The sequence below is a fragment of the Microbulbifer sp. CnH-101-G genome (assembly GCF_052466775.1).
Genome location: NZ_CP174292.1, coordinates 3,318,144 through 3,343,584, shown reverse-complemented (window position 1 = coordinate 3,343,584; position 25,441 = coordinate 3,318,144). Strand labels below are relative to the sequence as shown.

At 47.1% G+C, this 25,441-nt stretch carries 21 protein-coding genes; 9 read left to right on the top strand and 12 right to left on the bottom strand.

What is annotated here, in order from left to right:
- Complete coding sequence (gene pstS / locus ACJJID_RS14785; protein ID WP_444920133.1) at positions 1 to 1,086, bottom strand: phosphate ABC transporter substrate-binding protein PstS; 1,086 nt, start codon at positions 1,084 to 1,086, stop codon at positions 1 to 3.
- 128 nt (positions 1,087 to 1,214) lie between these two features.
- On the bottom strand, positions 1,215 to 3,137 hold the full coding sequence (locus ACJJID_RS14780) for a PhoX family protein (RefSeq protein WP_444920132.1): 1,923 nt from the start codon (positions 3,135 to 3,137) through the stop codon (positions 1,215 to 1,217).
- Positions 3,138 to 3,475: 338 nt separating this feature from the next.
- Here ACJJID_RS14780 and ACJJID_RS14775 point away from each other — a divergent pair, with 338 nt between their 5' ends.
- Both ACJJID_RS14775 and ACJJID_RS14770 read left to right on the top strand, forming a co-directional pair.
- Entirely contained in the window at positions 3,476 to 6,106 is a 2,631-nt protein-coding gene (locus tag ACJJID_RS14775; protein ID WP_444920131.1) for a TonB-dependent receptor, read from the top strand.
- Positions 6,107 to 6,211: 105 nt separating this feature from the next.
- Positions 6,212 to 8,158, top strand: a complete 1,947-nt coding sequence (locus ACJJID_RS14770) for a phytase (RefSeq protein ID WP_444920130.1) — start codon at positions 6,212 to 6,214, stop codon at positions 8,156 to 8,158.
- A gap of 599 nt (positions 8,159 to 8,757) precedes the next feature.
- Here ACJJID_RS14770 and ACJJID_RS14765 read toward each other — a convergent pair.
- The 8 genes from ACJJID_RS14765 to ACJJID_RS14730 all read right to left on the bottom strand — a co-directional run bounded on the left by ACJJID_RS14765 (position 8,758) and on the right by ACJJID_RS14730 (position 16,667).
- Positions 8,758 to 9,768 (bottom strand): serine hydrolase domain-containing protein, encoded by a 1,011-nt coding sequence (locus ACJJID_RS14765; protein ID WP_444920129.1) that lies wholly within the window; start codon positions 9,766 to 9,768, stop codon positions 8,758 to 8,760.
- Between the two features lie 407 nt (positions 9,769 to 10,175).
- Positions 10,176 to 11,279, bottom strand: coding sequence for an agmatine deiminase family protein (locus tag ACJJID_RS14760; RefSeq protein ID WP_444920128.1), 1,104 nt, complete (start codon positions 11,277 to 11,279; stop codon positions 10,176 to 10,178).
- A 1,054-nt stretch (positions 11,280 to 12,333) separates the two neighbouring features.
- Positions 12,334 to 12,540, bottom strand: a complete 207-nt coding sequence (locus ACJJID_RS14755; RefSeq protein WP_444887267.1) for a hypothetical protein — start codon at positions 12,538 to 12,540, stop codon at positions 12,334 to 12,336.
- A 15-nt stretch (positions 12,541 to 12,555) separates the two neighbouring features.
- Positions 12,556 to 12,750, bottom strand: coding sequence for a hypothetical protein (locus tag ACJJID_RS14750; RefSeq protein ID WP_444920127.1), 195 nt, complete (start codon positions 12,748 to 12,750; stop codon positions 12,556 to 12,558).
- 706 nt (positions 12,751 to 13,456) lie between these two features.
- Positions 13,457 to 13,864, bottom strand: coding sequence for a hypothetical protein (locus ACJJID_RS14745; RefSeq protein ID WP_444920126.1), 408 nt, complete (start codon positions 13,862 to 13,864; stop codon positions 13,457 to 13,459).
- Positions 13,865 to 13,899: 35 nt separating this feature from the next.
- Positions 13,900 to 14,403: a GNAT family N-acetyltransferase gene (locus ACJJID_RS14740; RefSeq protein ID WP_444920125.1), complete on the bottom strand. Its 504-nt coding sequence runs from the start codon at positions 14,401 to 14,403 to the stop codon at positions 13,900 to 13,902.
- A 355-nt stretch (positions 14,404 to 14,758) separates the two neighbouring features.
- Positions 14,759 to 15,424, bottom strand: coding sequence for a replication protein P (locus ACJJID_RS14735; RefSeq protein WP_444920124.1), 666 nt, complete (start codon positions 15,422 to 15,424; stop codon positions 14,759 to 14,761).
- The gene (locus tag ACJJID_RS14730; protein WP_444920123.1) at positions 15,336 to 16,667 is read right to left on the bottom strand and encodes a DnaT-like ssDNA-binding domain-containing protein; all 1,332 of its coding nucleotides are present in this window, start codon (positions 16,665 to 16,667) and stop codon (positions 15,336 to 15,338) included. The genes ACJJID_RS14735 and ACJJID_RS14730 overlap by 89 nt, the downstream gene beginning before the upstream one ends.
- 216 nt (positions 16,668 to 16,883) lie before the next feature.
- On the opposite strand from ACJJID_RS14730, the gene ACJJID_RS14725 reads away from it, so the two are divergent.
- From ACJJID_RS14725 to gbpA, 4 genes are all read left to right on the top strand, one after another.
- The gene (locus ACJJID_RS14725; protein WP_444920122.1) at positions 16,884 to 19,127 is read left to right on the top strand and encodes a heavy metal translocating P-type ATPase; all 2,244 of its coding nucleotides are present in this window, start codon (positions 16,884 to 16,886) and stop codon (positions 19,125 to 19,127) included.
- Entirely contained in the window at positions 19,127 to 19,495 is a 369-nt protein-coding gene (locus tag ACJJID_RS14720) for a cupredoxin domain-containing protein (RefSeq protein WP_444920121.1), read from the top strand. The genes ACJJID_RS14725 and ACJJID_RS14720 overlap by 1 nt, the downstream gene beginning before the upstream one ends.
- 226 nt (positions 19,496 to 19,721) lie before the next feature.
- Positions 19,722 to 20,564, top strand: a complete 843-nt coding sequence (locus ACJJID_RS14715) for a DUF417 family protein (protein WP_444920120.1) — start codon at positions 19,722 to 19,724, stop codon at positions 20,562 to 20,564.
- Positions 20,565 to 21,156: 592 nt separating this feature from the next.
- Positions 21,157 to 22,734 carry an N-acetylglucosamine-binding protein GbpA gene (gene gbpA, locus ACJJID_RS14710; RefSeq protein ID WP_444920119.1) on the top strand — a complete coding sequence of 526 codons (1,578 nt, stop codon included), beginning with the start codon at positions 21,157 to 21,159 and terminating at the stop codon, positions 22,732 to 22,734.
- A gap of 96 nt (positions 22,735 to 22,830) precedes the next feature.
- On the opposite strand, the gene ACJJID_RS14705 is transcribed toward gbpA, so the two are convergent.
- Together ACJJID_RS14705 and ACJJID_RS14700 are read right to left on the bottom strand one after the other, a co-directional pair.
- On the bottom strand, positions 22,831 to 23,430 hold the full coding sequence (locus ACJJID_RS14705) for a macro domain-containing protein (RefSeq protein WP_444920118.1): 600 nt from the start codon (positions 23,428 to 23,430) through the stop codon (positions 22,831 to 22,833).
- 23 nt (positions 23,431 to 23,453) lie between these two features.
- Positions 23,454 to 23,900, bottom strand: coding sequence for an N-acetyltransferase (locus ACJJID_RS14700; RefSeq protein WP_444920117.1), 447 nt, complete (start codon positions 23,898 to 23,900; stop codon positions 23,454 to 23,456).
- Between the two features lie 362 nt (positions 23,901 to 24,262).
- Between ACJJID_RS14700 and ACJJID_RS14695 the strand changes: the two genes are divergently transcribed.
- Genes ACJJID_RS14695 through ACJJID_RS14685 form a run of 3 tightly spaced genes read left to right on the top strand, consistent with a single transcriptional unit; the run spans position 24,263 to position 25,340 of the window.
- The gene (locus tag ACJJID_RS14695) at positions 24,263 to 24,637 is read left to right on the top strand and encodes a hypothetical protein (RefSeq protein ID WP_444920116.1); all 375 of its coding nucleotides are present in this window, start codon (positions 24,263 to 24,265) and stop codon (positions 24,635 to 24,637) included.
- 42 nt (positions 24,638 to 24,679) lie between these two features.
- Entirely contained in the window at positions 24,680 to 25,018 is a 339-nt protein-coding gene (locus ACJJID_RS14690; protein WP_444920115.1) for a hypothetical protein, read from the top strand.
- 28 nt (positions 25,019 to 25,046) lie between these two features.
- Positions 25,047 to 25,340: a hypothetical protein gene (locus ACJJID_RS14685; RefSeq protein WP_444920114.1), complete on the top strand. Its 294-nt coding sequence runs from the start codon at positions 25,047 to 25,049 to the stop codon at positions 25,338 to 25,340.
- Positions 25,341 to 25,441 lie beyond the last annotated feature (101 nt).

The window sequence follows — 25,441 nt, the reverse complement described above, 5'->3', positions numbered from 1 at the left end:
CTACTGTACGTAAGTCACGGCGTTCAGCACTCTGAGGCGAACGTTTTCCGGCAAGGGCACTAAGCCAATTTTACCGGCTTCCGCCTGGGCTTTCTGACTCAACATAAATACCAGCATTTGTCGCAAAGCCTGAGCGATATTGTCCTCCTGCTTGGCGTAGAGCAGTAGCCAGGAAAAGCTGGTAATTGGGTAAGCATCCTTGCCCTCGGGGTCCCAAACCCAGGCGATCAGGTTGGGAGCACCGCTCACCGGTAGCTTACTATCTGGGAATTCCACTTCTTCCAAAGCGGCTGACCCAGTTTCAGCATTGGCCTCGATATACCGACCCGAACGGTTTTCTAAAACCGCTAGCGGTAAGTTTACGATTTTGGCAAAGCCGTGCTCCACATAGCCAATGGCCCCTGGAATTTCCCGCACCTTGGCCGCCACGCCTTGGTTGCCGGGTGCTCGTTTGAAGGTTGATAACCTGGGCCAGTCGGGAGTGCGGTCGAGCCCAATATTTTGGCGAAACTCCTCACTAACAGCGCTGAGGTGGCCGGAAAAAATATAGGATGTGCCAGAGCTCTCCGAGCGGGTGACCACGGAAATTTCCGTACGCGGCAATTTAACATTGGGATTGCTGGCGGCGATAAGCGGGTCGTCCCAGTGGCGGACCTTGCCCATAAAAATGCCTACATAGGCTTTCCGTGATAACTTTAATGTGTCGATACCAGGCAAGTTAAACACCAATACCACCTGCCCAGCGGTGACAGGCAATACAACACCGCCCTCTTTGACCTTTTTTAGCTCATCGATTTCTATGGCCGCGTCGGAGGCGGCAAAATTTACGGTATGGCCGAGAAAATCGCGAATACCGTCGCCACTACTGGTCATTTCGTAAAAAATAAAAATATTGTTTTCGCGATGAGTGAACTGGCGAAACCACTCCACATAAACCGGGTAGGGAAAACTGGCGCCACTGCCCCGTAAGTTAACGGGGTTTTCTGGTACCTGAGCTTGAAGCTGCAGGCCCAGGAGTGGGATGCTAGTGGCCACCACCAGGATGACTGCAAGGCGGCGTAGAACAGCGGCGCACCTCGATAACATGGGGTACCTCAACTAAATGGCCGCCAGCCTCTTATTCGAGGCCGGCGGCGAGCCGCAAAAAAGGGCTTCAATAGAAAAATTCTAGCAGGGCTGGCGGCGCCGTGTGAAAGTGCGCCGCCCCAATGATATTAACTACCTACTTCGCCGCCATCGTCCCGGTAGATGGCCAATACCGAGGGGCGCGGTGGTAGCTCTGGGTTGTTATCCGGCCAGCGGTGCAGTGGTTGGTCGTAGGTAGAATTGAGGGCATCGGCGGGGTGTTGCACCGAGACAAACAGGGTTTTGCCATTGGGGGTAAACTCTGGGCCGCATACTTCGGCGCCCCGGGGGCAACCAAAGAAGTGCTTGGGCGCGGCGCGCAGTGGGCCCTCAGTGGCCATGGCCCAGAGTCCATCGTGAAAGCCGAAGCTCTCACAGCCGTCTGTGGCCACCCACATATTGCCCTGGGGGTCGAAGGCGACATTATCCGGATTGGCAAACCAACCGTGACTGGAAATGTTGTAGCTGGATTGCTGGCCGTAGGCGCCGCGCTCCAAGGGATTTTCGGCATTGGGGTTACCACCCAGAAGAAACTGCCGCCAGTGAAACTTGTCGCTAGCGTGGTCTCTTACGCCACTTTTTCCAGGGGGAACAATTTCCAAAATATGCCCGGCAGCGTTGCGTGCGCGGGGGTTGGCAGCATCCACTCCATCCTCGGTGCGGCTTTTATTCTTGGTTAGCATTACATAGGTGCAGTCGTTATGGGGATTGGTCTCCACATCCTCCGGGCGATCCATGGGGGTAGCGCCCAGCAGTGCGGCGGCTCGGCGTGCATCAATCAAGACATCTGCCTGGTTGTGAAAATCATTTTTACTGCTTAGAGGCCCCTGCCCGAATACCAGCGGCAGCCACTGTCCGCTGCCGTCCTGATCAAAACGTGCGGCATAGAGTGTGCCCTCGGTCAGTAACTTGCGATTGTGGGCTGGAGCTTGTGGAAGGTAAGCCTCTTTCGAGACATAGCGGTAGACGAACTGGCCCTCGTCATCATCGCCGCCATAGGCCACCACAGGCTGGTTTGGCTTGCATACCAGGGTAAAGCCCTCGTGTTCAAACCGGCCCAGGTTAGTCAGTTTGCGCGGAGTGGACTGGGGATCGTAGGGGTCGTACTCCACCATCCAGCCAAAGCGGTTGGGCTCGTTGGGTTCGTGTTGGATATCAAAGCGCCGGTCGTATTCGCCCAAGTTGCGGTTGTGGGGTGTTATACCGAAATCGCGATGATTACGTGCCTCGCGAGGGTCCTCGATCTTGTCGGGGTCACCCTGGAAAGCGCCGCCAAATCCCTCTTCGGCCACCAACACCGTGCCCCAGGGGGTCTTGCCACCGGCGCAGTTGCCAATGGTGCCGAGCACCTGGGTGCCAGAGGGATCTGCAGTGGTTTGCAGGCGCTTATCCCCGGCAGCGGGGCCGCTAATTTGCATCGGCGTGGTTGAGGTGATGCGGCGGTTATAGGGGCTGTCTAAGACAGGCTGCCAGCCCTTGCCTGCGCGCTTGATTTCCACAACCGAGTGCCCGCAGGCGGCCATTTCTATTGCGACGTGCTCTGCGCTGACACCACGGGTGGCACTATATTCATCGTTATAGCCGGAAAACATCAGGTGCGGCTGGGTATATTCGTGGTTTACACACAGCAGGCCGCGATCGCTATTGCCGCTCTGACAGTGAATATCACCGCGCCCCGCAGGGGTACCCTCTGCCAGTGGCATAAAGGCGATAAAGTCATTGTTGTAGCCAAAGCGTTGCAATTGGCTCTGTGCGGTTAGTTGTTTCGGATCAAACTGCTCGATGTTATCGACAATGGGGTCGCCCCATCTCAGCAGAATATCAGCGCTATAACCCTGGGGCAGGTGATGGTTGAAATCCAGGCTATGGGGAACTTCCTGAAAAGAAAGATTCTTCTGTTTATGCTCCGAGCCACAACCAGGAATAAAACTGGTGGCCGCGCCAGCAGCAGTGGCACCGCCTATGGCTTTGAGTAGCTTTCGACGGCCGGGATTTTTCGGGAAATCTTTCATTACAGCTGCTCCATTGCAGGAAACCTGAGAAAAAGGCTTTTATTGGACTACTAAAAAATCATAAGGTGAAAATTATTGTATTTTCTGGCTACCTCAACTGGTGAGTCATCTATTTATTTCAGTCTGCAGCCAGTAAAGTTATAAGTAATAAATTTTTTGCATAACGCCAAATAAATAATGAATGATATTTCATTTTTGCAGGAATATTCCCAGGCATTTCTGAAAGCTTGATGACAGCTTAAAAAAACCGTCATGTAAAGTTCATAGTCGCCCACTAGTCTGCGCTCCAACTCATAAGCCACTAAATACGCCATCGGCATTAATCGGAGTGGGACGCCATGAAAAATTCAAACATCAGTTTTCGATTGCCCAATACACCCATTACCACACTTGCCGCCGCAATTTTTTGCGCCAATGTCGCTCTGTGCGCTAATACCTATGCACAGGACAACCAGGCCCGCGCCATGGAAATGGTGACTGTTACCGCCCAAGCCAGCAACGCGCGCAGTGACCTGGATCGCCAGCGGGACTCCAACAAGCTGGTGGCGGTACAAACCTCTAATGCCATCGGTGAGTTACCGGATGCCAATGTGACCGAGGCCCTGCAGCGGATGCCAGGGGTCTTTATTGCCCGCGACCAGGGGGAGGGGCGTTTTGTGGGGGTGCGCGGTATAGACCCCAACCTAAATGCCGCCACCATCAATGGCGTGAGCCTGCCCGCCCCGGAAACAGATAGCCGCGCTGTGGCCCTGGATGTGATTCCCTCAGACCTGCTCGCCAGTTTGGAAGTATTTAAGACCCTAACTCCAGATATGAGTGCAGACTCCATCGGCGGGGCGATAGAGATCAAGAGTATCAACGCACTGGATTACGATGGCAGCCGCTATAAATTCAGCGTTGAAAACAGTTACAGCGACCTGCAGGAAGAGCACAGCCCCAAATACGCAGCCACCATGACCAATGTTATTGATCTCGAGGGCGATAGACGTTTCGGTATTGCCCTGGCGGTTAGCCATCAGGAACGGGATTTTGGTTCTGAAAATATCGAGACCGATGGCAGCTGGAGACAACTTGTGGCCGAAGATGGCAGTGAGGGAATCGGCGCAACTGAAATAGAGCAGCGGGACTACACCATTACCCGCGAGCGCACCGGCGTGGCCGCCAATTTTGATCTGGAACTGAGCAGCGATGCGCGGATATATCTGCATAGTCTTTATTCCGACTTCTCTGATCAGGAGATCCGTCAGCGCAATTCCTGGAAATTAGATGCGGAACGCGATGAGCCGGAAATGATTTCCAGAAATTCCGCAATTTGGGACGAGGCGGCACTGGAAAAATCTCTGAAGGATCGCCTGGAAGAACAGGAAATTATTTCGACAGTACTGGGTGGTGAGCACAATTTCGAACAATGGGGTCTGTCCTACGCGCTGGGCTATTCCCATGCGGAGGAATCCGAGCCTCACCGTCGTGATACCGACTTTGTCCTCGAACCACTGCGCCTCGGTTATGTGGAAGCCGATAAGACCCCGCGTATGGCGGTGGGCCGTTCCGATGCTGAAAAAATAATAGACCCCTCTAATTACCAGCTGGACGAGCTGGTGATTGAGGATAACTTCACCGAGGATGAGGAGCTGAGTGTACGCTTGGATTTTTCCAGGGAAATAGAGTGGGGGGATTATGCCTCAACCGTGCAGTTTGGCTTGCACGAACGCCAGCGAGAAAAAAGCGGTGACCTGAATGCCAGTGTTTATGATGGCTTTGGTGGTGACTTTACGCTGGCAGATTTTGTCCGCAACGATATCGACTACGGCCTCGATACTTTTGGGCCGGGAGTTAACCCTGGTAGCCTCAACAGCTTTATCAATCGCAATATCGCCAGTTTTGAATTGGATGAAACTGAAACCGCGCTCTCCTCTGCGCGGGATTATAAGATGCAGGAAGATATCAGCGCACTCTATGTGATGAATACCATCGAACTTGATCGCGCCCAATGGGTTTTTGGTGTGCGTTATGAGCGCACCGATTTCAGTGCCGAAGGGATGCGTGTCATTGAATCCGAGGAGCCGGTACCCGATGCCGATCCTATCGCTGATGAGGTCTATGCCAGTGCGGTTAACTTCCAGCGTGACTACGATCATTTCTTTCCCAGTGTCAATTTCAAGTTTGACTACAACGATAATATTGTTCTGCGTGCAGCTTACACCGAGTCCCTTTCACGTCCCTCGTTTGCTCACCTGAATCCGTCACCGACTAAAATTGAGTACGACGACGGTGAGCTGGAAGTGGAAGCTGGCAACCCGAATTTACAACCCTACGAATCCCGTAACCTGGATATCTCTGCGGAATATTATGCGGACCACCTGGGTATGTTCTCCCTTGGGCTGTTCCATAAAGATATCGACAACTTTATTGTGATGTCCGATGTTTCCCTTAGCGCGGACTTGACTCAGTACATCGGCAACCTGGCAGTGGAAGAGGCTGAGGTAATGCAACCCATCAATGGTGATAGTGCGCGAATTAACGGCGCTGAGTTGGCCTGGACACGGGGTTTTGATAACGGCTTTCTCTTACGCGCCAATGCGACACTCACCGATTCTGAGGCCCGGCTTGGCCTGGGACCGGATCGTCAGCGTAGTGACAAAATCTCTCTACCTTCCCAGGCCGATTTGGTGGGGAACTTTATTGTCGGCTATGAGCGCGATGCCTTCAGCTTGCGCTTGTCCGCCGCTTTCCGCAGTGAGCAACTATTGGAGGTAGACATGGAGGATGCCTCTCGCGATCGCTACGAAGAGGATCACCTACAATTGGACCTCTCCGCTCGTTACCGTTTTAGCAATGGCCTGCAGCTGACATTTACCGGGGTAAACCTCACCGATGAACCCTACTATGTGCATAACTCCGGCTTTAACGGCCAATATGAAGAGTATGGCCCAACCTATGCCTTAGGGCTGAGTTACAGCACTTTCTAATGAGGCCGCTTCTAAAGTCTTTTTGAAAATAATAGCGCAGTTACATGCGCAATTTACCGAACCCTGCACAGGCGGGGTCTATTCTCTGGAATGTAACTGCTACCCATGAACAAGCTGCGTTTTACTTTTGCAATCACTCTCTGCATCTCTCTGCTTTATGGCTGTGGTCATGAAATGGACTCTGTTTTACGCATAAAAAAAGCACTGCCCCAACAGGTCATCTCACTTGGTGCAATAGAAACCGAGCAGATGCTACCGGTACAAGTGGGTGGTGAGGGTTATTTACTGCTTGCCAGTGAGCGCCGCGGTTTGATTTTAATTAATCCCTTTGGGGAAATAATCGCCGCTCAAGAAGGGCGGGTAGAGCGCTTGGCAGTGCAGGTTCTGCCTAATAAAAATTTATTGGTAGCCTCTTATGACGAGGGCCAAGCGCAATTAAATTTACATGAAATTAGACCCAGCGAAGGTGAACGAAAACTAGATTTTAGGCTACTGAGCAGCCAAAAAATGCGTGCTCCGCAAAGTGCCCTGTGCTTCTCTCGTCAAGAGGAGCGAACGCACTTATTTACTATCGCCGAGGATGGCATTGGCTACGAATATTTACTTTTACCGGCCCAGCAGCAGTTACAAGAAATGCGCCCGCTTTATTTTGGTGAACAGGTCAATGCTTGTGCAGTGAATTCGAAGACACAACATCTGTTAGTCTCCCAACCGCCTATCGGCATCCTGAGTTTAAATGCCAGTGCGGAAAAAGATGAGCAACGTGAGTTGATGCTAAGTGGCCAATGGCTTGGTGAAGACTTTGGCAATCTGTGGCTCGATACCCAAAATGAAAGTTTGTGGTTGACCGTTGATGATCAGGTACGTCGCTACAACTTGAGCTCTCTGAAAGAGGAGCCAGATTGGCACCTCCATATTGATGAAAGCCACACGGTAATCTCCCCAGTGTTATTAAACGGCCAACTCATCGCCCTGGATGATGGAAGAGACCAGCTGCTGATTTTTGATCAGGTAGAGTCCGATTCTTTGCCCCATGACCCTCCGGTAATTGCGACAGAGAGTGATAGCTCAATCGTTAGTATCTTCGCCCGCAATCAGACAGAGTCTGTGCAATCATTGGGAGATGCCGCCGATGATCCAGCAATTTGGGTAAACAAATTTCGGCCGCAAAATAGTTTAATTTTAGCAACTGACAAGAAAAGTGGTCTGAATGTCTACGACCTATCAGGAAAAATGCTTGAGCACTTCCCAGTGGGACGTGTGAACAATGTAGATATTCGTAGTATTGATCACCCCCTTTATAGTGCAGTGGCGGCAGCTTCCAATCGTTCTATCCCAGGTGTGAATCTATTCGCCATCACCCGTGAGGGACGAATTGAGCACCTGGGTCTGCGTACAATTGATTTACAAGATCCCTATGGCTTGTGCCTACAAAAAACCGATAACCGGATTTTCGCCTGGGTATCGGATAAAGACGCGGCCTTGCATCAGTTTGCTATTGAACTTGGAGAGATTCCCAGCGAATTTAGCTTAAAAGCACAGGCAGAAGTGGCTGTGAATAGCCAAGTTGAGGGCTGTGTAGTGGATGATGAGCGCCAGACTCTCTTCTTCGCTGAGGAAGATCGGGGAATCTGGTCATTGAATCTTGTTAAGCAGCGGAATGGTGAATCCCAGCCAAGGTTGGTTGCCGAAGTAGATGGTAAAACCCTTATAGATGATGTGGAAGGGCTCGCCCTCTACCTGACAGAGGATAGCGGTTACCTGATTGCCTCCAGCCAGGGTAATGACAGTTATGCGTTATTTACACGTGATGGTAATAACTTTGTTGATCATTTTAGGGTAACAGTGAATATGAGATTAGGTATTGATGGAAGTTCTGAAACCGATGGGTTGGCTGTTACCAGCTTGAATCTTGGGCCGGAATATCCAATGGGTCTACTGGTTGTCCAAGATGGCAGAAATCGTCTGCCCAATGCCAAGCAGAATTTTAAATTAGTTGGTTGGGATTCTGTGAGTGAAGCGCTGGGTTTGTCTGTTTTTGTCAAGAATTAGTCATTTAAATTTCTTATGCATAGACCTGGATTAATTTTCTTTAATGTTTCTTGATAAAATATTGAGCTGGGTCTTCGTTATAAGCTAGATTTAATAATGAAAAATATTTTTTATATTTATTACTTTAGGATGTAAGCTAGCGTTGTTTTTTATATTAATTTCTATTAAATCTTAATCAAAAAAAGTTTGATGGGTTGTTAAGCCTAGAAAATCTCTGAAGGGCTGCGTGATTCTTCTGCTCTTTAGAGTGGTTCACAATCAAGGCACTGCTTCGCAGGAATATCTAGCCCTTTCTAAAGGTTGAAACACTGAGTGTAAATCGCTATGAAAGTGCAGAAAAGGGCAGGCTCTGTAGGTTATGTCTGCTACACTGCAGCTCTTGTAAAGGGCTGGGGCCATTCGCGGTGAGCTGTGCCCAACCTCTGCAACGCTTAAAGTCCGCAGAGGTATTCCAGAATTATTCAGAGGCTCCCCTGTATCTCCAATAATTATTTTTGACTCATTTATGGATTAATTTTTGAGGCAGGTCTTGTATAAGTTATGATGTTTGCTCATTGACCAACTCTTAAAAAGACTTGCCTAAACTATCCCCTGTTACTTTATAGCTTAAATTCAGGAATATATTCAGCTGCAATTTTGTCTACAAACTGGATTGGCAGTCCGCCAATTAAATTTGTGAGAACAACAATGGATAGATTATCATCCGGGTAGTGGATCATAGTTGCCGCATTTCCACCGCTCGCACTCACTGCACTGTGATGTTCCCGATCGATAACTTGCCATCCAATAGCATAACCATTCTCTACACGATTAAACCCAGCCGTTTGGCCATTCTTTAAAGTGATTGGCGTCCAAAGTGAATTGAGGTTTTTGACCAGCTTTTTTGACTGCAAGGCAATAAGATATTGCGCAATTTCTGTTGCAGTTGAATTCATGCCAGCTGCGGTTTGTAAAATATAAGGGAATTCAACGTAGTTATTTTTGTGCTGACCCTTATCGGAATCGTAGAGATATTGCCTTGCATGATTGGCTATAGGGCGCATCATGTGTTCAAAGCCGGCATCAACTGTTAATTGCATATTAGCGATTTTAAGCTGATTATCGGTAATGAATTTAGGGAAGCCACCTTGTACGTATTTATCGATTATTTTACCGATAATAACATAACCCGTCTGATTATAACTAAATTGTGTGTTTGCCTCTGATTTTAAAGGTAATTCTTGTACTTTGGTCCATGCAGCCTTTGGATTGCCACGAACAATCAAATCAGTAAGGTAACCACTGAAAATATTGGGAAGTCCAGAAGTGTGTGCCATTAGATGTTTTATCTTTATTGACTTCCAGTTGGCAGGTAAGTCAGTAAGGTGTTTGCCAATCTCATCATCTAAGGAAAGGCGTCCTTCCTCTGCGAGCTGTACCAATGCAACGCCTGTGAACGCCTTAGTCATTGAGTTAATAGGAAATACGGTGTTGGATCTTACCGGCACATTATCTTGCAAATTAGATAATCCATAATTTCCCAGCTTGATGATTTCACCGTTTTTAACAATGGCTAATTGGAGGCCAGGGATCTGGCGCTTATCCATAATGCCCCTGATAAGTTTATCCACAGAGTCTGCATATGATGGAAAGCTGAGGGATGTCATGAAAATAGCTAGAACGGTTAAGCGTAGTTTAGTTAGCAATCGAAGTGTATTATTCATCAATAATATATCCTTATTGTTTCCCAACTTTAGGAGCTTTATAACTGAATTGTCTCTTTTATAAAGAATATGATCAGTGTTATGGCAAGTCTGTTATCTTGCCATAGATTTCTGAAAGGAAGGGGTTTTTACCGTGGAAATGTAATTAGTTGTAATTTTTATCTTCTTTTGTGGTTATGTAGTCAACATATTTCTCCATTAAATTATGTGCGGCATGAATATATTCAAGATAAATACATAATAATTTATGGCGAATACCTAGGCTGACAAGAATTTAAAGGAGTAAATTCTTTATTAATTAAAATCAAGATCAGTTAAATTTCCGGTTCCTGTTGAGTTGTACAATGGATACCTCCGCCACCCGCTGCAATACCGTCAATATTGACCTGTACAATATCGCGATCTGGAAATATCTTTTGCAATTTTCGTTGGGCTGCTGTATCTGTATTAGGATCTCCGAACTCAGGAATAATAACTGCCCCATTGCAGATATAAAAGTTAATGTAGCCAGCGGCGAAATCGGCATTGTCAAACCGCTCTCGAACGATTGATGGTGCCTCAAGTACAACAATCTCTAGTTCCCGACCACTGGCATCTGTCGCCGAGCGCAGAATCCTCAGATGCTGTTTTGTTACGGCATGATCGAAAGAGTTTGGATCGGGATCATAGCCCGCAACAACCACACCTGGGCGCACGAAACGGGCATAAAAATCTGTATGTCCATCGGTGATATCCATGCCTTTAATGCCGGGTAACCAGATAATTTTCTCTAGGCCAAGAAGCCGTTTTAGCTCATGCTCGCATTGTTGCTTACTAACACCAGGATTGCGGTTATCGTTGAGTACACAGCTCTCGGTTATGATGGCGGTACCATGCCCGTCCACCTCAATTCCACCACCTTCGAGAATCAGGTTAGTCTGGATACTAGGTACTCCAGCGTACTGAGCCGTGAAAGCAGCGACCTCTGCGTCATTGTCAGACTCCTGCTTTTCACCCCAACCATTGAAGTTGAAGTCAATTGCCGCTTTATCACCGTGATCATTAATAATAAAAACAGGGCCTATATCACGCATCCACAAGTCATCCAGTGGATAGGCAACTAGCTCAACCTTATCCCCCATTAACCGACGGGCTATCGGCAGGTCGGCTTTGCGGACCAGCATTGAGACGGGTTCGTACTCCGCAATCGTCAGGGCAATTGTCGCCAAGTTGCGTTGGACTTCCGGTAAGAGTTTCCGCCCCCAAATTTTACGGCTTGCACCAAAGGCCATCCAAGTACGCAGGTGAGGCTCACCTTCATCTGGCATGTACCAGGTACTTTTACTATTCATTACTGCAAATGACTCCTTTGTGCCACTCAGTAGAGAGGCTGCAGTTAAGGCACCTAGTGCCTTAACAAAATTACGACGGTTAGTCATTGTGTGGTATCCCTTCTAAATACAAAAACGGTGCTTTCTGAGATAATTGAAATGATATCCGCTTAACTAAACCACAGTGGTAATTCATGCATGCTTGCCACTTTTGTAGCTGCCAATAATTCAAAATAAGTATAAAGTTCGCAATCATCATAAAAAAGTAATTCGTTACTTCTTATAATACGCAATTCAGAATCATCTGTGTTTGAAAGTGTTGTCCAGTGACGTTTTTACCAAGAAAATCTATTTCAAGTGGAATAAAGTTATCGAAATGGTCAGCTATCTTAGTTTTTCTTTCATCCAGTATCGGGTTTAATAGTTTATATGGTTTCCCTAATCATGTTCCATGAGTAATCATGTGAGCAGTAAGGCTCTTGCTGAGTATCGTTAAATGATAGATTTAATTTCTACTCTAATGCTTTTTTACAGCAGACGCCAAAACTATTATTGTGAATTAATGTTGAAGTTCATGTCCAGGGGTTAAACATATCATTCCTTTTTTTGTAATACTTAAAATTGGTCATAGTATTATTAGTTTTTTTATAGGCATAAAAAATATACTTTTTAAATTTCCAAATTATTCACGGAGGGTTTTAAAGCCTTAGGATCCAGATAGGGTAAAGTTTAAATATAGAGTGTTGTTTATGGTTTAAGTAGCAGGCTTGCTGGCATCTTTGAATTGTTATCTTATTCTTGTCTGGTAGAGGGCGCTTAGATGAAAGTTGTTTTTTATCCTCTCAATTTATTTAAGCTTTTCTTTAAGGCTGCATACGGCGATCTTTCCGAGATCTAAATAACTTCCTGGTGCTCGAAATCAGTTAATAAGTCTGACATTATTTGATACAGTCGCATACACTTTTTTCGTCATGATATTATGTGGTGTCTGAAGCTGGAATAAGCATCATCACAATATCACTTTCACTTATTAACTAGGCCGAGCCCTCTAAGTCCAACTTAAACTGCCAGGAACTTAGGGGGCTTGGTGTTGAAATTTTATGCTCGGATGAGTATCGTTAGGGGGTGACGGCTATAATTACAGATAACCATTAATATATGTTTACCATCCACTAACACTATGTTTTTCGCCTACTTTGGCGATCATTCGTATCTGTTGTTTTCCACCTTCAGATCTCTTGAATACTAAAGAGCTAACAGAAACTTCATAGGATTGCTCTCCAGTCATTTTTTCTATAACTTCAGTTAAAGATTTTTCGAGATCTTCTGCAGAAATACAAATTAAGTCTTTATTTCTATCTAAATCCATTGTCTACCTCTATTCTCACCAGTTGTTACAATCAATTTCTATCGTAAATTCAATAGCACCATCATCAGAGTATCCCCCTGATGCGTATTCGAATAGACTTATGTAAATTGAGTGAAACTTAGAACCTGTAATTTTCTCTAAGTTTTGCCTTAACTCTGCTTCTAATCTTCCTGGTGAGAGGGACTTTAGTTTTTTAGGATTTTCTTCCATAAATAAATCCATTTAATGGGAAAAGGTCGCAAAATATTTAGCTCAATCATTACTGATGTAAAATTTCACCAGTCAGTATACTCTACAATAATATGTCCTCATTTTGTATGTGTTCAATTCAAAATTACAATTTATTTTGTTTTTTTGTATTTTATCTCAATGTGATAGTTTTTTAAGTCTAAGTTTTCGTGTCCATCTTTGAGCTGTGTAAGCATACCTCTTGGCAACCCCTCAAGCCTGATCTCAATACCGGACTACTGGAATTTACCCTTTGCATAGATTTCTATAGATCTGCTTGCCAACTTATGCCCATCATGGGGATGCTTTTCCGGCCAGCCCTCCAGGCTAATGTCGGGTATTCCAAATGTCCGCATTCCCTTTGAATGTAACCTAATTCCATCTTTCTCCGGAGAGTACATTAGAAAAACATGTTTTTAGGGGGAAGGTCTCCGTGGTTCAAAATAAGTATCTGACCACTGATCAGCCGTGTAGAGCTAAGCGACTTGAAAGTCTATTACAAAAACTACCCCCCTTTTCTGTAATAGCTTTAATAATACCAATGGTATTTTTGAGGTACTTAAGTGATTGTACGCCCTTAAACTCACCTGACACTATGGCCATACTATTGGTTTGTATTGTTTTTTTATATAACTCCGGTGATTACGTTTTTAGTAGTTGCCTCATTGTTCCTGCCAGTAACCGAATTTTAGGTTATGACTCTGGTGTGCCATTGTTTCACATCCTTTACAATCGCTTTGTAAGTTTTATCTCTAGTTTTGATTGTGCTGCGACATTCCATATTGAATAAAACAATTTTCTTTTTATTTGTAGCTACTTTGTCTGTGTCGATGTCTACTTCCAGGATGGCACTTTCTAGTTGCGAAATGTCAATACTACCTTTTTTGCTTTGATACTTAAACCAAGATTGAATCTGCTTGGTTATATGTAGATCTACGGCGCCAGAAATAGAATGATGAGCTTCGCCCGAAAGAATATTTACAAAGATAGTGCCATCTGGTAAGTCGGACATCATTTCTAGGTCATTGCTCATGCGCCAGCCGAAAAACATTTTACAAACTATATCTGCATAATGATTTAATCGCTTCCTACGCATTTTTTAAATCCAATATTCATTGCTGGTATTTTTTGTCACTCCGTATTTTGTAATGTAAGTGACATTTCATGCCAGCTAAGCCCGCCATGATCAGAATCCGATTTTCCAAGGTGTATAAAGCCGTATTTGGCATACATGCCAATAAGTTCAGCCTGGCATATAAGGTAAATTTTTGTTTTCCCTATCTCCCGCATGGACTCAATAAATCTATCCATCAGCTTACTTGCCATGCCTTTACCTTGATATTTAGGGTGAACTACCACAGACATGATGACAATGTACTTTCCGCTCGGATCATGACCTATTAGTTCTTTGAAGTTTTCATCAGATAATTCAACCTTGTGGGTTGCTCCTGAATTAATAAAGCCAATGATTTCCTCACTGTTTTCTATAATGAGAAAACCATCAGGGTAGGTCTTAATTCGCTTTAAAATTTTTTCTCTAGTTGCGGCCTCGTTACCGGTATAGGATACAGACTCAATCTCATAGCACCTATCCAGATCTAGCTCATTTGCAGTGCGAATATTTACTTTAGACATTTTCGATTAATAGTCCTAAGAAAAACATTTATATGGTGATTAACAGGACCTCTACTACCTGATTTCTATTCCAAACGCATTTCTGCGCTAATGTCTCCCAAAAAACATAATAAATCAATCTGCCACTTCTAAATGGTTCCATGGTGCATGCCAGAGGCTGATAGAGCAATAAATCTACATTTCTTTGAGTTTAAGAGGGGTTCTATCTTTTTGTGGTGGCTCGATAAAAAGAGTGATCAAAGTGACCTAAATCTTTCTGTAGATCCGGTCATATTTTTTGGGAGTATGTGGGGAAATAGGAGTGTTGGAGGGGGGGGGACGCTAAGGGTATTCCCTAGCGCCGGGCGAAGAAGATTTAAATACCTAACTCAGCCCTCAGGGCTGCCATTTTTTGCGCATTCTCTTCTTTGGAAAGCGGGGTGCCGGGGTTTTCTTCCAGCTTTAATTGTTCCGGGGCACTGAGTTTTTCTCCTTCCAGTACGCGCGCACAAAGTTTGCGGTAGTGCTCTGCAAATACTGGGTAGGCGATGGATTCTGGGTTGTTGGCGAGAAAATACCAGTTGGATTCACGCCCGGCGTGGTAAACCGCTGGGTGGCTCCATTTGTGGTTGGTTTTGGGGCTGGGGGCATTACAGGCTTCGCGGTAGGCGGCGCGGGCCTCTGGAAGGCCGTTTTCGCCGGCGGCGCAGAGCTGCAGCATCTTGTGTACTGTGGGCAGGTATTCGCTCTGCAGTATCGCGCGCTTTGCGCCCTGCATAATATCCTGCGCTTCAAAAGCGGCCAGCGCTTCGAGCCACAGGCGTTTTGCGTGGTGTAGGGTTTCGGTATCCGGAAATGCAGCACTGAACTGGTTGTGGTAATTCAGTTTAAACAATGCGAATACTTCGTTAATCGCGCGTTTTTTTTCGTTCAGCAGTTCCTGATTTTGCGCATTACCAGTTTGTGTCTGTGAGTATGTCGCCGATTGAGCGGTCGCGGGTGCGTTGGTTTGCGTTGTTGTGGGCGTCTTGTGGATTGCCATAAGAGTTTCCTATTGCCAACTTGTTGCGCTCTGCCCATTGGTGGCGAGCGTGACGCACAAATACGGCGTCCCAGCTTTTGCGCGCGGCGTTTTGGCCGCGCCAGTAAATAATAAATTCCGGTACCAGTGACAGGGCGAAGTCGCGGTCTATCTCGCACTGGTTCACGAGGTGGCTCAGGCAGTCGCTGCCGGGCTGCCAGTTGCGCGCTATGGGTTTGGCTACTGGGTTTTTCTCAATACCCTGGCAGTAGTAGGCCCATTCCTCGCGGGCGTATTCAATAAACAGTTCGCCCCAACGCGCGCTGTGGCCACCGCGCTCTGTCCATTTATAAATAAATTCCGGCAGCAGTTCGGCGGCAAAGCGCGGGTTGATTGCCAGGCGCTGCAGCTGCTCCCAGGTGTGTTCGCTGGGTTGCCAGTCGCGGGTCATGGCGGTGGGTTTGCGCTTTTCAATAAATGGGGTTTCCTGCTTCTCCCAGTCTTCCATGATCCAGTCATTGAATTCCAGGTCCCAGGAAATGGATTGCTTGCCGCTGGAGCGGTGGTAGTCCAGAAAGCGCTGCAGGCCGCGGCTGACAAAGGTACTGGGTACCCCCTCGTCGGCCAGTTTGCGCAGGGTATCGTTGTTCGGCTGCCAGTTATCCGGCAGGGCCTGCTTGCGCTGGGCGGTAGCGCGAAAGGCCTCCCACTTACTCTTTACCTGGCGCAGGAACAGGGAACCGAAGGAGTGACGCGGCTCGGCCCGTTCGCGCCAGTAGGTGACAAACTCCGGTAGCTGCTCCCGCACAAAGTGTTCCGGGATGCCCAGCTGGCTGATGCGCGCCATGGTTTCGGCATCCGGCTGCCAGCTGGGGGCAATGGTGTTAGCGCTGCGGCTGGTTGGCGCCGGAGCGCGGCTCGATTCTGGGGGTTGAGCCTGGACTGTTGGGCGGCGATGTTCACTGGGCAGGGTGAACTTAAGGACCTCACTGCTACCGAAAGGAGCCGCGCCGAGCATCAGGGCACCCTGATTGCGCAGGCTGGTGGCTACCCGCTGGATATCTGCCGCCTGCCAGAAGGGCAACAGTAGATAGAGCTGCTCGCCGGTGGCGGTAAACCAGTCCCGCCCGGCGTAGGGTTCCGCAGGCAGGAAAGGTGTCAGGTCGCCCAGGGCGGTGAGCAATACCGCTTCCTCCAGGCCAACAGTCGCGGCCAGAGTCGGGGAGATACTCAGGGGTCTTTCGGGGAGCAGGGGGTGTTTCATGGCGCGATAATAACATTCCGGCGTAGGGCTTGCGCGGCCTTTACAGTGGCTCTTTATTACGTGCTTTTGCCAGAGCAGGGTGCGCCAGTCCAGCCGCTAAGCTAGATATTGGCGGCCCGGGAATAGGGCAGGGAAAATTGTGGCTGTAACCCGTTGCCTTACCCCAGGGGTAAGGTTGTAACTTTGTCGCCAGAAACGGTATTGCGGGAGAGCATTATGGCGAAAGAGCAGCAATCAGCGCAGACACTATTCCGCCTCAGTGGCGTGAGCTGTGCCGGCTGTGTGAATAAGATTGAGAGCGCTGTACAGGGGGTTGCGGGGGTGGAGGATGCCCGCGTAAACCTGGCCGATAAAACCCTAAAGGTGCAGGGCGCGGCGGCGCCGCAGGCCTGTATCGAGGCGGTGCGTCAGGCGGGTTATGACGCCGAAGTGGCCAAGAGTAGCGAGCGTCAGCGGCGCGAAGAGCAGCGTGCCCAGGAAGAGCGCCACTATCACCAGCTGCTGTTGCGCTCGGCTATCGCCCTGGGTGTGGGCCTGCCGCTGATGGCCTGGGGCCTGATTACCGACAAGATGTCCGTCAACAGTTTCGCCGACCAGCTGGCCTGGGGCGCCATGGGGCTTATTACCCTCGCGATTCTGGTGTTCTGTGGTGGTCAATTCTTCAGTGGGGCCTGGAAGGCGTTGCGCCACCACAGCGCTACTATGGATACCCTGGTGGCCCTGGGTACCGGCACGGCCTGGCTTTTCTCCATGTTGGTGGTGCTGGTGCCCCATTTGCTACCGGAATCCGCGCGCCATGTGTACTTCGAGGCCAGCGCCATGATTATTGGCCTGATCAGCCTGGGGCAGGCGTTGGAAGTGCGCGCCCGTGGGCGCACCAGTGCGGCGGTGGAGAAACTGCTGGAGCTGCAGGATACCTCGGCGCGGGTTTTGCGTGATGGCAAAGAAGTGGACCTGCCGATCGAGCAGGTTCAGGCCGGCGACCAGTTGCGCGTGCGCCCCGGTGAAAAGATCCCGGTGGATGGGGTAGTGCTGGAGGGCGGCAGCCTGGTGGATGAATCCATGCTCACCGGCGAGCCGGTGCCGGTGAAAAAGGGTGAGGGAGACAATCTGGCTGCCGGCACCCTGAATAAGAATGGCAGCCTGTTGTTCCGTGCGGAAAAAGTAGGGGCGGACACCCGTCTGGCGCAGATTATCGAGATGGTCAAAAACGCCCAGGGCTCGCGTGTGCCCATTGCACGCTTGGCGGACAAAATCTCGGCCATTTTTGTGCCGGTGGTAATGATCATCGCTGTGGTGGCGGCACTGGTCTGGTTCAACCTGGGTCCGGACCCTCGCGCCGCCCATATGCTGGTGGTGCTCACCTCGGTGCTGATTATCGCCTGTCCCTGCGCCCTGGGGCTGGCCACGCCTATGTCGGTGATGGTGGGCGTGGGCAAGGGTGCGGAATACGGTGTATTGGTGCGCAACGGCAAGGCGTTGCAGCAGTCCTGCAATCTGGATGTGCTGGTTGTGGATAAGACCGGCACGCTCACCGAGGGCTCACCGCGTCTCACCGATATTGAAAGCGAAGGCGATAGCGATGAATTACTGCGTTTATTGGCGAGCCTGGAGCAGGGCTCGGAGCATCCGTTGGCTGAAGCGGTTGTGACTGCAGCCCATGAGAAGAAGCTCGATCTACAAAAGCCCACTGATTTCGAAGCCATTACCGCACATGGGGTGATGGGAGTTATTTCCGGTAAAAAGGTACTGCTGGGCAACAGTAAGTTAATGCAGCGGGAAAATATTTCCCTGGGTGACTGGCAGGCCCGAGCCAGCAGTCTGGCAGAACAGGGCCGTACAGTGATGTACGGCGCGGTGGATGGCGTGCTGCAGGGAGTTATCGCCGTGGCCGATCCCATTCGTGACGATGCCGCAGCGGCCATCGCTCGTTTACGTAAATTGGGCCTGCGTTTGGAGATGCTAACCGGTGATAACCAAGCCAGTGCCGAGGCCGTTGCCCGCCAGCTGAAAATCGATAAAGTGCATGCGGAACTATTGCCGGAAGATAAAGAGCGCATAGTGGCGGAATTGCAAAAAGGCGGTGCGCGCGTGGGTATGGTGGGGGATGGTATCAACGATGCCCCGGCACTGGCCCGTGCCGATGTGGGCTTTGCCATCGGCGCCGGTACCGATGTCGCCATCGAAAGTGCGGATGTCACCTTGATGCGTTCCTCCCTACATGGAGTAGCCAACGCGGTGGAATTATCGCGGGCCACTCTCGGCAATATTAAACAGAACCTTTTTGGAGCCTTTATTTACAACACTTTAGGTATACCCATCGCCGCAGGGGTGCTATATCCGCTCACCGGCATGCTGCTGAGCCCGATTGTGGCCGGCGCCGCTATGGCACTTTCCTCACTGACCGTGGTGAGCAATGCCAACCGCCTGCGCTTTTTTAAGCCTTCGGAGGTGCACTAATGAATGCGATCCTGGTAAATACCATCGGAGTGCTGCTGATTATTGCCATCATCTGGTGGTTCTGGCTGGGCCCAAGGCGCGGAGTGGCAAAGACAGTGGCGGCCAGTGAACAATTAAAAATTCTGGTCAAAGATGGTGTCTATGAGCCGGATCATATTCGCCTGCCTGCGGGCCATGCTGCCACCCTGCATTTTTTGCGGGAAGATCCCAGTCCCTGTTCCGAATGGGTGATTTTCCCGGATCTCGAAATCAGTGCTGAACTAGCGCTCAATAAAGAAACCACGGTAGAAATCCCCGCGGCCAAACCGGGGACATACCCCTTTAGTTGCCAGATGCAAATGTACCGTGGGACGCTTACTGTGGAATAAAGTGAGCACGACCAGCAGAGGCCAGTCTATTTTCAGTTAATAAGTTAATTAAGGTGTAATTTTTTACAGCCAGGACCGACAACTTTAATAGGCCTTCAGGCACTTTCACAGCTAACCCGACCTAGAATACTAGATGGGTCATTTGGGCATAGGGAAGTGCTGTAAGAAGAGTGAGAGTGGAAGCCACTAGATTTTCCGCAAGTGCTATTTACGATTTGGTCCCTGAATGATGAATACCTTTTTACAAAAAATTTCTAGGGCCCTACTGGGCCTTTCATTTGCATTGATTGCTGCCGCTTTGTTTCTTGGCCAGAGTGGGGGCTTGGCCTCCATTTTCGGATTTTATGGTGTGGATAGTGAGGCAGGCTTGAACACCGTAAGAATTGCCGTAGCGCTAGTCTTTGCTGCAGCTGCCGTGCTAGCCCTGTTATCGTTGTTAAAAGAACAATATATTCGCCCTCTGGCACTACTGATTATATTTATATCCTTGATCCCATTACTGAGCCTCCTCGGAAGTGCACATTGGATCGATAGCCTCGGTGGATTTCCCGCTATTGGCTCTGGGCAGGGCGTGATCAAGTACTTTGCCCTCACAGCGATTGGCCTGACACTGTTGAGCCGCAATGCCTACCAGTCACAGCGCTATATCTGGCTGAACTATTTACCGGTGGGGTTGGTCTTGCTGTGGATTGGCGGGATGAAATTCACCGCAATAGAAGCCCAGGGCATTGAGGGTCTGGTGCGTAGTTCACCCTTGATGGCATGGCTCTATCATTTCTTCAATATACAACAGGCCTCCAATCTGATTGGCATCTATGACTTGGTCGCCCTGATCATTCTGGCTATAGGCATAGTCATGCGGCCTCTGTTTTGGCCGGGAGTGCTGCTCTGTGGTGCGGTCTTTGTGACAACTCAGACCTTTCTCTTCAGCTATCCCGGAAGCTGGCAGAGTCCCGGAATTTTGGCTTCAAGCGGCATATTTATCATCAAAGACCTTTGGTTTATCGCCAACCTACTAATAATGATTGATATCCGTAAGCGACAAAACTGCCCAGCTACAGGAGAGTGACAGGTTTGTGCCAAGTCTGTGCTGCTATGGCGTAATCATTAGCCTGTTTGGGTTTTGGGGAGGAAAAAAGTTCCTATGCAATTGGGCTTTGGAGTTTTATTTCCTTTTGGTATCCCCTTAATAGGTCTAGGCAACATAGGGATGTGTTGCCATATGACTGCATAGTGGAGATAAGGTGTTTGCTGGCCTTATATCCTTAATTGTTTTTTTGTGCAGGTTCTAATTTTTGGTCATATATTCAGTAAAAAACTTTTTGGATTTTTAGATGGTTGCTTCCCATTGTTTATCTGCCTAGAACTCTCTATGTGTTTGTAGTCGATTTATACTTTCTCTCCTCCAGACAAGAAGTCTAAATAGAAATTCCCAAAAATTTTCTGATATTTTCTCTTGCTAAGAGTAAATTGTATTTTGGTGACAATATCTTAATTTGTTAGCGCAATAGCGAAAATTCTCGGAACCGTATTTATAGAGCGTAGTCCATTAACCTGACAATAACGCCTTACAAGTATTTTTTAAATAAAGCGATGTTTACTTGGTCGGGCAAAATAAGGAAGTGAATCAACCCAGGAAGGAAATCGCACATGCATAATTAATGGCAGTTGATATGACTTTACGAATGAAAAAAGCAGTTTCTTCACTGAATAAATCTGCATTAAATAAAACGCTATTGGCGATGATTTTGGCTGGCGTCAGTTCAAATGTAATGAGCCATGGCTATGTCGAGGAATTAGACGGTGGTGTTGCCTCTGCGCGGGGAACTCTATGTAAATATGCCCAATCCACTACTGGAGAAAAGAATGTTAACTGTGGCTCTGTTCAGTGGGAACCACAGAGTATTGAAGGACCCGAAGGGTTTCCGGAGAGTGGTCCCGCGGATGGACAAATTGCTAGTGGTGGCAATAGCTCCTGGTCCACACTCAATGAACAAACTTCCGATCGTTGGATAAAAAATCCTATCAGTGCCGGTACGCAAACATTTAAATGGCACTTTACTGCGAATCATGTTACCCGCGACTGGAAATACTATATTACAAAGGCGGATTGGAATCCAAACCAACCACTAACTCGCGATTCTTTCGATCTCAACCCGTTCTGTGAAGTTGATGGAAACTTCCAGCAACCTCCCTACGATGTTTATCACGAGTGTGTTGTTCCTGAGCGAGAAGGTTACCAAGTTATTTTGGCGGTATGGGATGTTGGTGACACTGTTAACGCTTTCTACAATGTGATTGATGTGGAGTTCAGTGGAAATAACGGTAATGATGACAACAACTCTAACTGGAGCCAGGGCGGCACTATTATCCCCACTCAAGACTTGAGTGTGGGTGACAAAGTTTACACTCGTGTGTTTGGCAATGGCGGAGAGAATGAAGCCTATTCCACCGTATTGGATATCACTTCTGCTGATCAGGGTATGGCCACCAACTGGACACACGATCTGGCTGAGAAAATTAATCAGGAACAAACCTTGATCCGTGCCGGTGAGTACGATGGGCAAGATAGCTTCAACCCCACCTACGGTTCCAATCCGATCTACTTGCAAAATGATAGCGGCCTGGAACGTGTTGAAATCAGTTATGAAATCAATACCGAAATCCCTGACTATGAGCTAAATATATCCGGCCTGGAGAATGAATATACGATTACCGGCGATCAAACAGCTCTGGATCTTTCGCTAACAGCAGTTGGTGACATCCGAGCTGAATTAAAAGTTGTTAATCACGATCAGGAGACACTGGCCAACTATGCCAGCAATATACGAGATGGTGAAAGTGTTAATACCACACTTGCTCTGTCCAAATCTGAAGCTGGACATCACATGTTAGTGGTAGTTGTAAAAGACTTTGATGGTAATCTGATTGAACAAAACACTTTAAACTTCTATCTGGTCGGTGGTGATGACAGTGGAGACGACGATCACAACTCAGGTGATGATGGTCAAAACAACGGAGATGACGGCCAGACTATAGATGAAGATGACTATGATTATGTTTTCCCTCGTGGCCTAAGAGGCTATACCGCAGGCACTAAAGTTTTGGCTCGGGATGGAAATATTTATCAATGTAAGCCCTTCCCTAACTCTGGCTACTGTGTACAGTGGAGCAGAAGTGCGAACCAGTATGAACCTGGCAGAGGTAGCCACTGGCAGATGGCTTGGGAAAAATTATAAATTCAACTAACCAAATAAGGCCCCACTAGGGGCCTTTTTGTATTTTACGTTGCGCTTTATTTCTGTTGAACTATTTCAATTGGGCATAGGCCCTATTTAGTATGTGATTTGCAGTTTTCTGTGGGTTTCATGAATTTCTTTAAAGCTAGGGATTCTAGGAGGCTTGGATAAGTAATTATAGGCCGCTCGCATATGGCCAGCACAACGCCTTGCCGGTAAGTTTCCAATGCCAGTGCCCAAGCCTGGGCAAACTATTGAGTTTATCTTCTGTGTGGGAGTTGATTCATTAAATAGTCGCACTGAGTTTAAAATGGCCCTAAAAGCATGATAGGCATTCATAGTATTTGATATGCCTTCAGGAATACGCATTGTGGGTGCGGAAATCAGGTATGGCCACCTGGAATTTGAGGTCGGAATCACTATTGCTGACCCAATGGGTAGCTCACCATGAAAATCAGATTTAATTCGTTCTTGTAACCGATCTTCCACCTCAAATCCTAGTTCATTCCTAATCGGCAGGTCGAGGCCCCCATCCATAATGCCAAAACTGTTTGCTGGGCTGACCATTGCATCAGCAGGTTTTGAGAAATAATCGCCCTCAATAATTTCAAAAATCTCGATATCACCAAAAACCTGGCACCAGGCTTCAATCAACTCTTTTGATTTGTCGATCAAATAGATCTTAGCGGGGAGCATTGTTTCCTACGTATAGTTATATTTTAGGGAGATGGATGAGTGTTTTTTATATTTGTGCTCATTAAGCACTCAATATGTCCTGTATGGTTATCTGATTGCTCTTTCAGTAGGTGAAAACCTTGAGATAGGTAAAATTGATAACTGCTAACATTCTCTTTGTAAACCGTTAGATTTAACGGGCTTCTCTGTGATTTTGCGTGTTCTAAAAGCTGTTTCCCAATACCCTGGCCTTGGAATTCTGGATCTACAAAAAGCGCGGCTAAAGTATTGTCAACTAGAGAGTAAAAGCCAGTTACCTTTGATTGTATTTCATAGATATAGGTTTCTGAGTTTGGTATATAGATATTGCGCATATTATCTATTTGAGACTTCCAGAAGTCAGCTGCGATAAAATTATGTGCCTTAACGGAGGCTTTTAGCCAAATATTTAGTATGGTCTCTATATCGTTTGGGGTGTAGCTTCTAATCATTTTGTTGATGTACTTTTTTGTTGATATTGTATCAAAGTGGGTAGTCAGGCGTCATGGGCCTATTAGTATATTTTGGCCGTCCCTGCTGATTTTCTGTGTTGATTTTTGTTTAATAATATATATGGATGGAAAAATTTATGATTGATATTTGGGTTAAATTCAAAATGAAAAACAGATATTTTTCCAATAACAATTGATTATATTTGGAGTTATAGCTATTGATTTTATATTAAAATTCTGGAATTTCTAATGATTTTTGTATTGGTTATTAACGGTGAGATGACCTGAACTCCTCAGGGTTGTATGTGTTACCGTACTGTGTTTGATAAGTTAACCCTCATGCCTGATATTGAGAGATGAATATGGATAACAAAGATATATGGATCGTTTCGACTAAGTCACGTCGAATGGATGGATGCCAGTTAGATGACGATGGGTCTGATTTTTATTTTGTCGAGTGCCTGATTCCCTCAAGTAGCTTTGAAGAGGCAAGTGGTTCAATTGAACATTTATTGCGAGATAAACAGCTGGAATTGTGTGAGGTATTGCGATGTGAAATTTATGATGCCGAGTCGTGGGTAGATACTGAGCAGTTTAGCCAGATTGAGAGTGCGGCTGAAACTGCCAGACGAAAAGGTGAGCCAAAGTTTGCTTTGTTCATTTCTTCTGAAGCTATGAGCTTTAATGAAAGTGAAGAAAGTGAAGAAAGTGATAACGATGAAGTGGAGTGGGACTGACTTTAGCTAGTTAGTAGCAGATTTAATAAGGATGTTGTTGCAATGAATATAGATTCTTTTGCTATGTTTATGGCTGAGGGCAATCCAAGCTTCGAAATGGATGTCTCTTTGGTATTTGGAAGTCCTAAAAATAGAGAGAAGATCTTACGTACCTGCTTTGATTCGATTGATATATGGTCATTAAAGTATTTTGGATCTATCAATAAATCTCCTTTTGAAAGAAGGTTTGATTCTATAACAAAAAATGCTGCCATTATCGACAATGAAGTTTGGGTGTACGGTATAGATTCTACAGTGAGTAGTGATATTGTGGCTGCAGTAAAAATTGCAGCGGAGTGGTATCAAACTACCCCTCAAGCATTTATAAGAAATATATGTTAAAAATCTGAATGCTGAGGGTGAAAGAATCATGTCACCAAATGACTTGGTTCAGGAGAATAAAAAGCTATATACCGGTGTGAGTAAAGCGATACGTGAGGTTGCGCGGATACTTGACTATACAGGAGGGATAGACTTCTGGGTTATGAGTAATAATGTAAACCCTAAAATACCCAAAAAGGATCTACACCAAGCCCTTAGGGATGGAGGTGCAAAAGCTGCAGCGGTGGCAAAAAGAAAATACAAATATATGAGTGGGTCAAATAATGGGGAAGATGCTCAAATGTTAATAACTAATTTGCATCTGGGCAAGTTGCAAGTTTAATCGCAGCGTGGCCTAGCTCAAAAGTAGTTATCCTACTGAATTTTATTTTATCTGAAAATTTATGGATAAGTCTTAGAAAGCCACTTGAAATAATAGGGTTT

Bases quoted from the DNA above. Each gene is read 5' to 3' on its own strand.
- ACJJID_RS14730 (WP_444920123.1), bottom strand. From the start codon at position 16,667: ATGAAACACCCCCTGCTCCCCGAAAGACCCCTGAGTATCTCCCCGACT.
- ACJJID_RS14770 (WP_444920130.1), top strand. From the start codon at position 6,212: ATGAACAAGCTGCGTTTTACTTTTGCAATCACTCTCTGCATCTCTCTG.
- ACJJID_RS14760 (WP_444920128.1), bottom strand. From the start codon at position 11,279: ATGACTAACCGTCGTAATTTTGTTAAGGCACTAGGTGCCTTAACTGCA.
- gbpA (WP_444920119.1), top strand. From the start codon at position 21,157: ATGGCAGTTGATATGACTTTACGAATGAAAAAAGCAGTTTCTTCACTG.
- ACJJID_RS14755 (WP_444887267.1), bottom strand. From the start codon at position 12,540: ATGGATTTAGATAGAAATAAAGACTTAATTTGTATTTCTGCAGAAGAT.
- pstS (WP_444920133.1), bottom strand. From the start codon at position 1,086: ATGTTATCGAGGTGCGCCGCTGTTCTACGCCGCCTTGCAGTCATCCTG.
- ACJJID_RS14705 (WP_444920118.1), bottom strand. From the start codon at position 23,430: ATGCTCCCCGCTAAGATCTATTTGATCGACAAATCAAAAGAGTTGATT.
- ACJJID_RS14750 (WP_444920127.1), bottom strand. From the start codon at position 12,750: ATGGAAGAAAATCCTAAAAAACTAAAGTCCCTCTCACCAGGAAGATTA.
- ACJJID_RS14700 (WP_444920117.1), bottom strand. From the start codon at position 23,900: ATGATTAGAAGCTACACCCCAAACGATATAGAGACCATACTAAATATT.
- ACJJID_RS14690 (WP_444920115.1), top strand. From the start codon at position 24,680: ATGAATATAGATTCTTTTGCTATGTTTATGGCTGAGGGCAATCCAAGC.
- ACJJID_RS14685 (WP_444920114.1), top strand. From the start codon at position 25,047: ATGTCACCAAATGACTTGGTTCAGGAGAATAAAAAGCTATATACCGGT.
- ACJJID_RS14780 (WP_444920132.1), bottom strand. From the start codon at position 3,137: ATGAAAGATTTCCCGAAAAATCCCGGCCGTCGAAAGCTACTCAAAGCC.
- ACJJID_RS14695 (WP_444920116.1), top strand. From the start codon at position 24,263: ATGGATAACAAAGATATATGGATCGTTTCGACTAAGTCACGTCGAATG.
- ACJJID_RS14735 (WP_444920124.1), bottom strand. From the start codon at position 15,424: ATGGCAATCCACAAGACGCCCACAACAACGCAAACCAACGCACCCGCG.
- ACJJID_RS14740 (WP_444920125.1), bottom strand. From the start codon at position 14,403: ATGTCTAAAGTAAATATTCGCACTGCAAATGAGCTAGATCTGGATAGG.
- ACJJID_RS14715 (WP_444920120.1), top strand. From the start codon at position 19,722: ATGATGAATACCTTTTTACAAAAAATTTCTAGGGCCCTACTGGGCCTT.
- ACJJID_RS14775 (WP_444920131.1), top strand. From the start codon at position 3,476: ATGAAAAATTCAAACATCAGTTTTCGATTGCCCAATACACCCATTACC.
- ACJJID_RS14725 (WP_444920122.1), top strand. From the start codon at position 16,884: ATGGCGAAAGAGCAGCAATCAGCGCAGACACTATTCCGCCTCAGTGGC.
- ACJJID_RS14745 (WP_444920126.1), bottom strand. From the start codon at position 13,864: ATGCGTAGGAAGCGATTAAATCATTATGCAGATATAGTTTGTAAAATG.
- ACJJID_RS14720 (WP_444920121.1), top strand. From the start codon at position 19,127: ATGAATGCGATCCTGGTAAATACCATCGGAGTGCTGCTGATTATTGCC.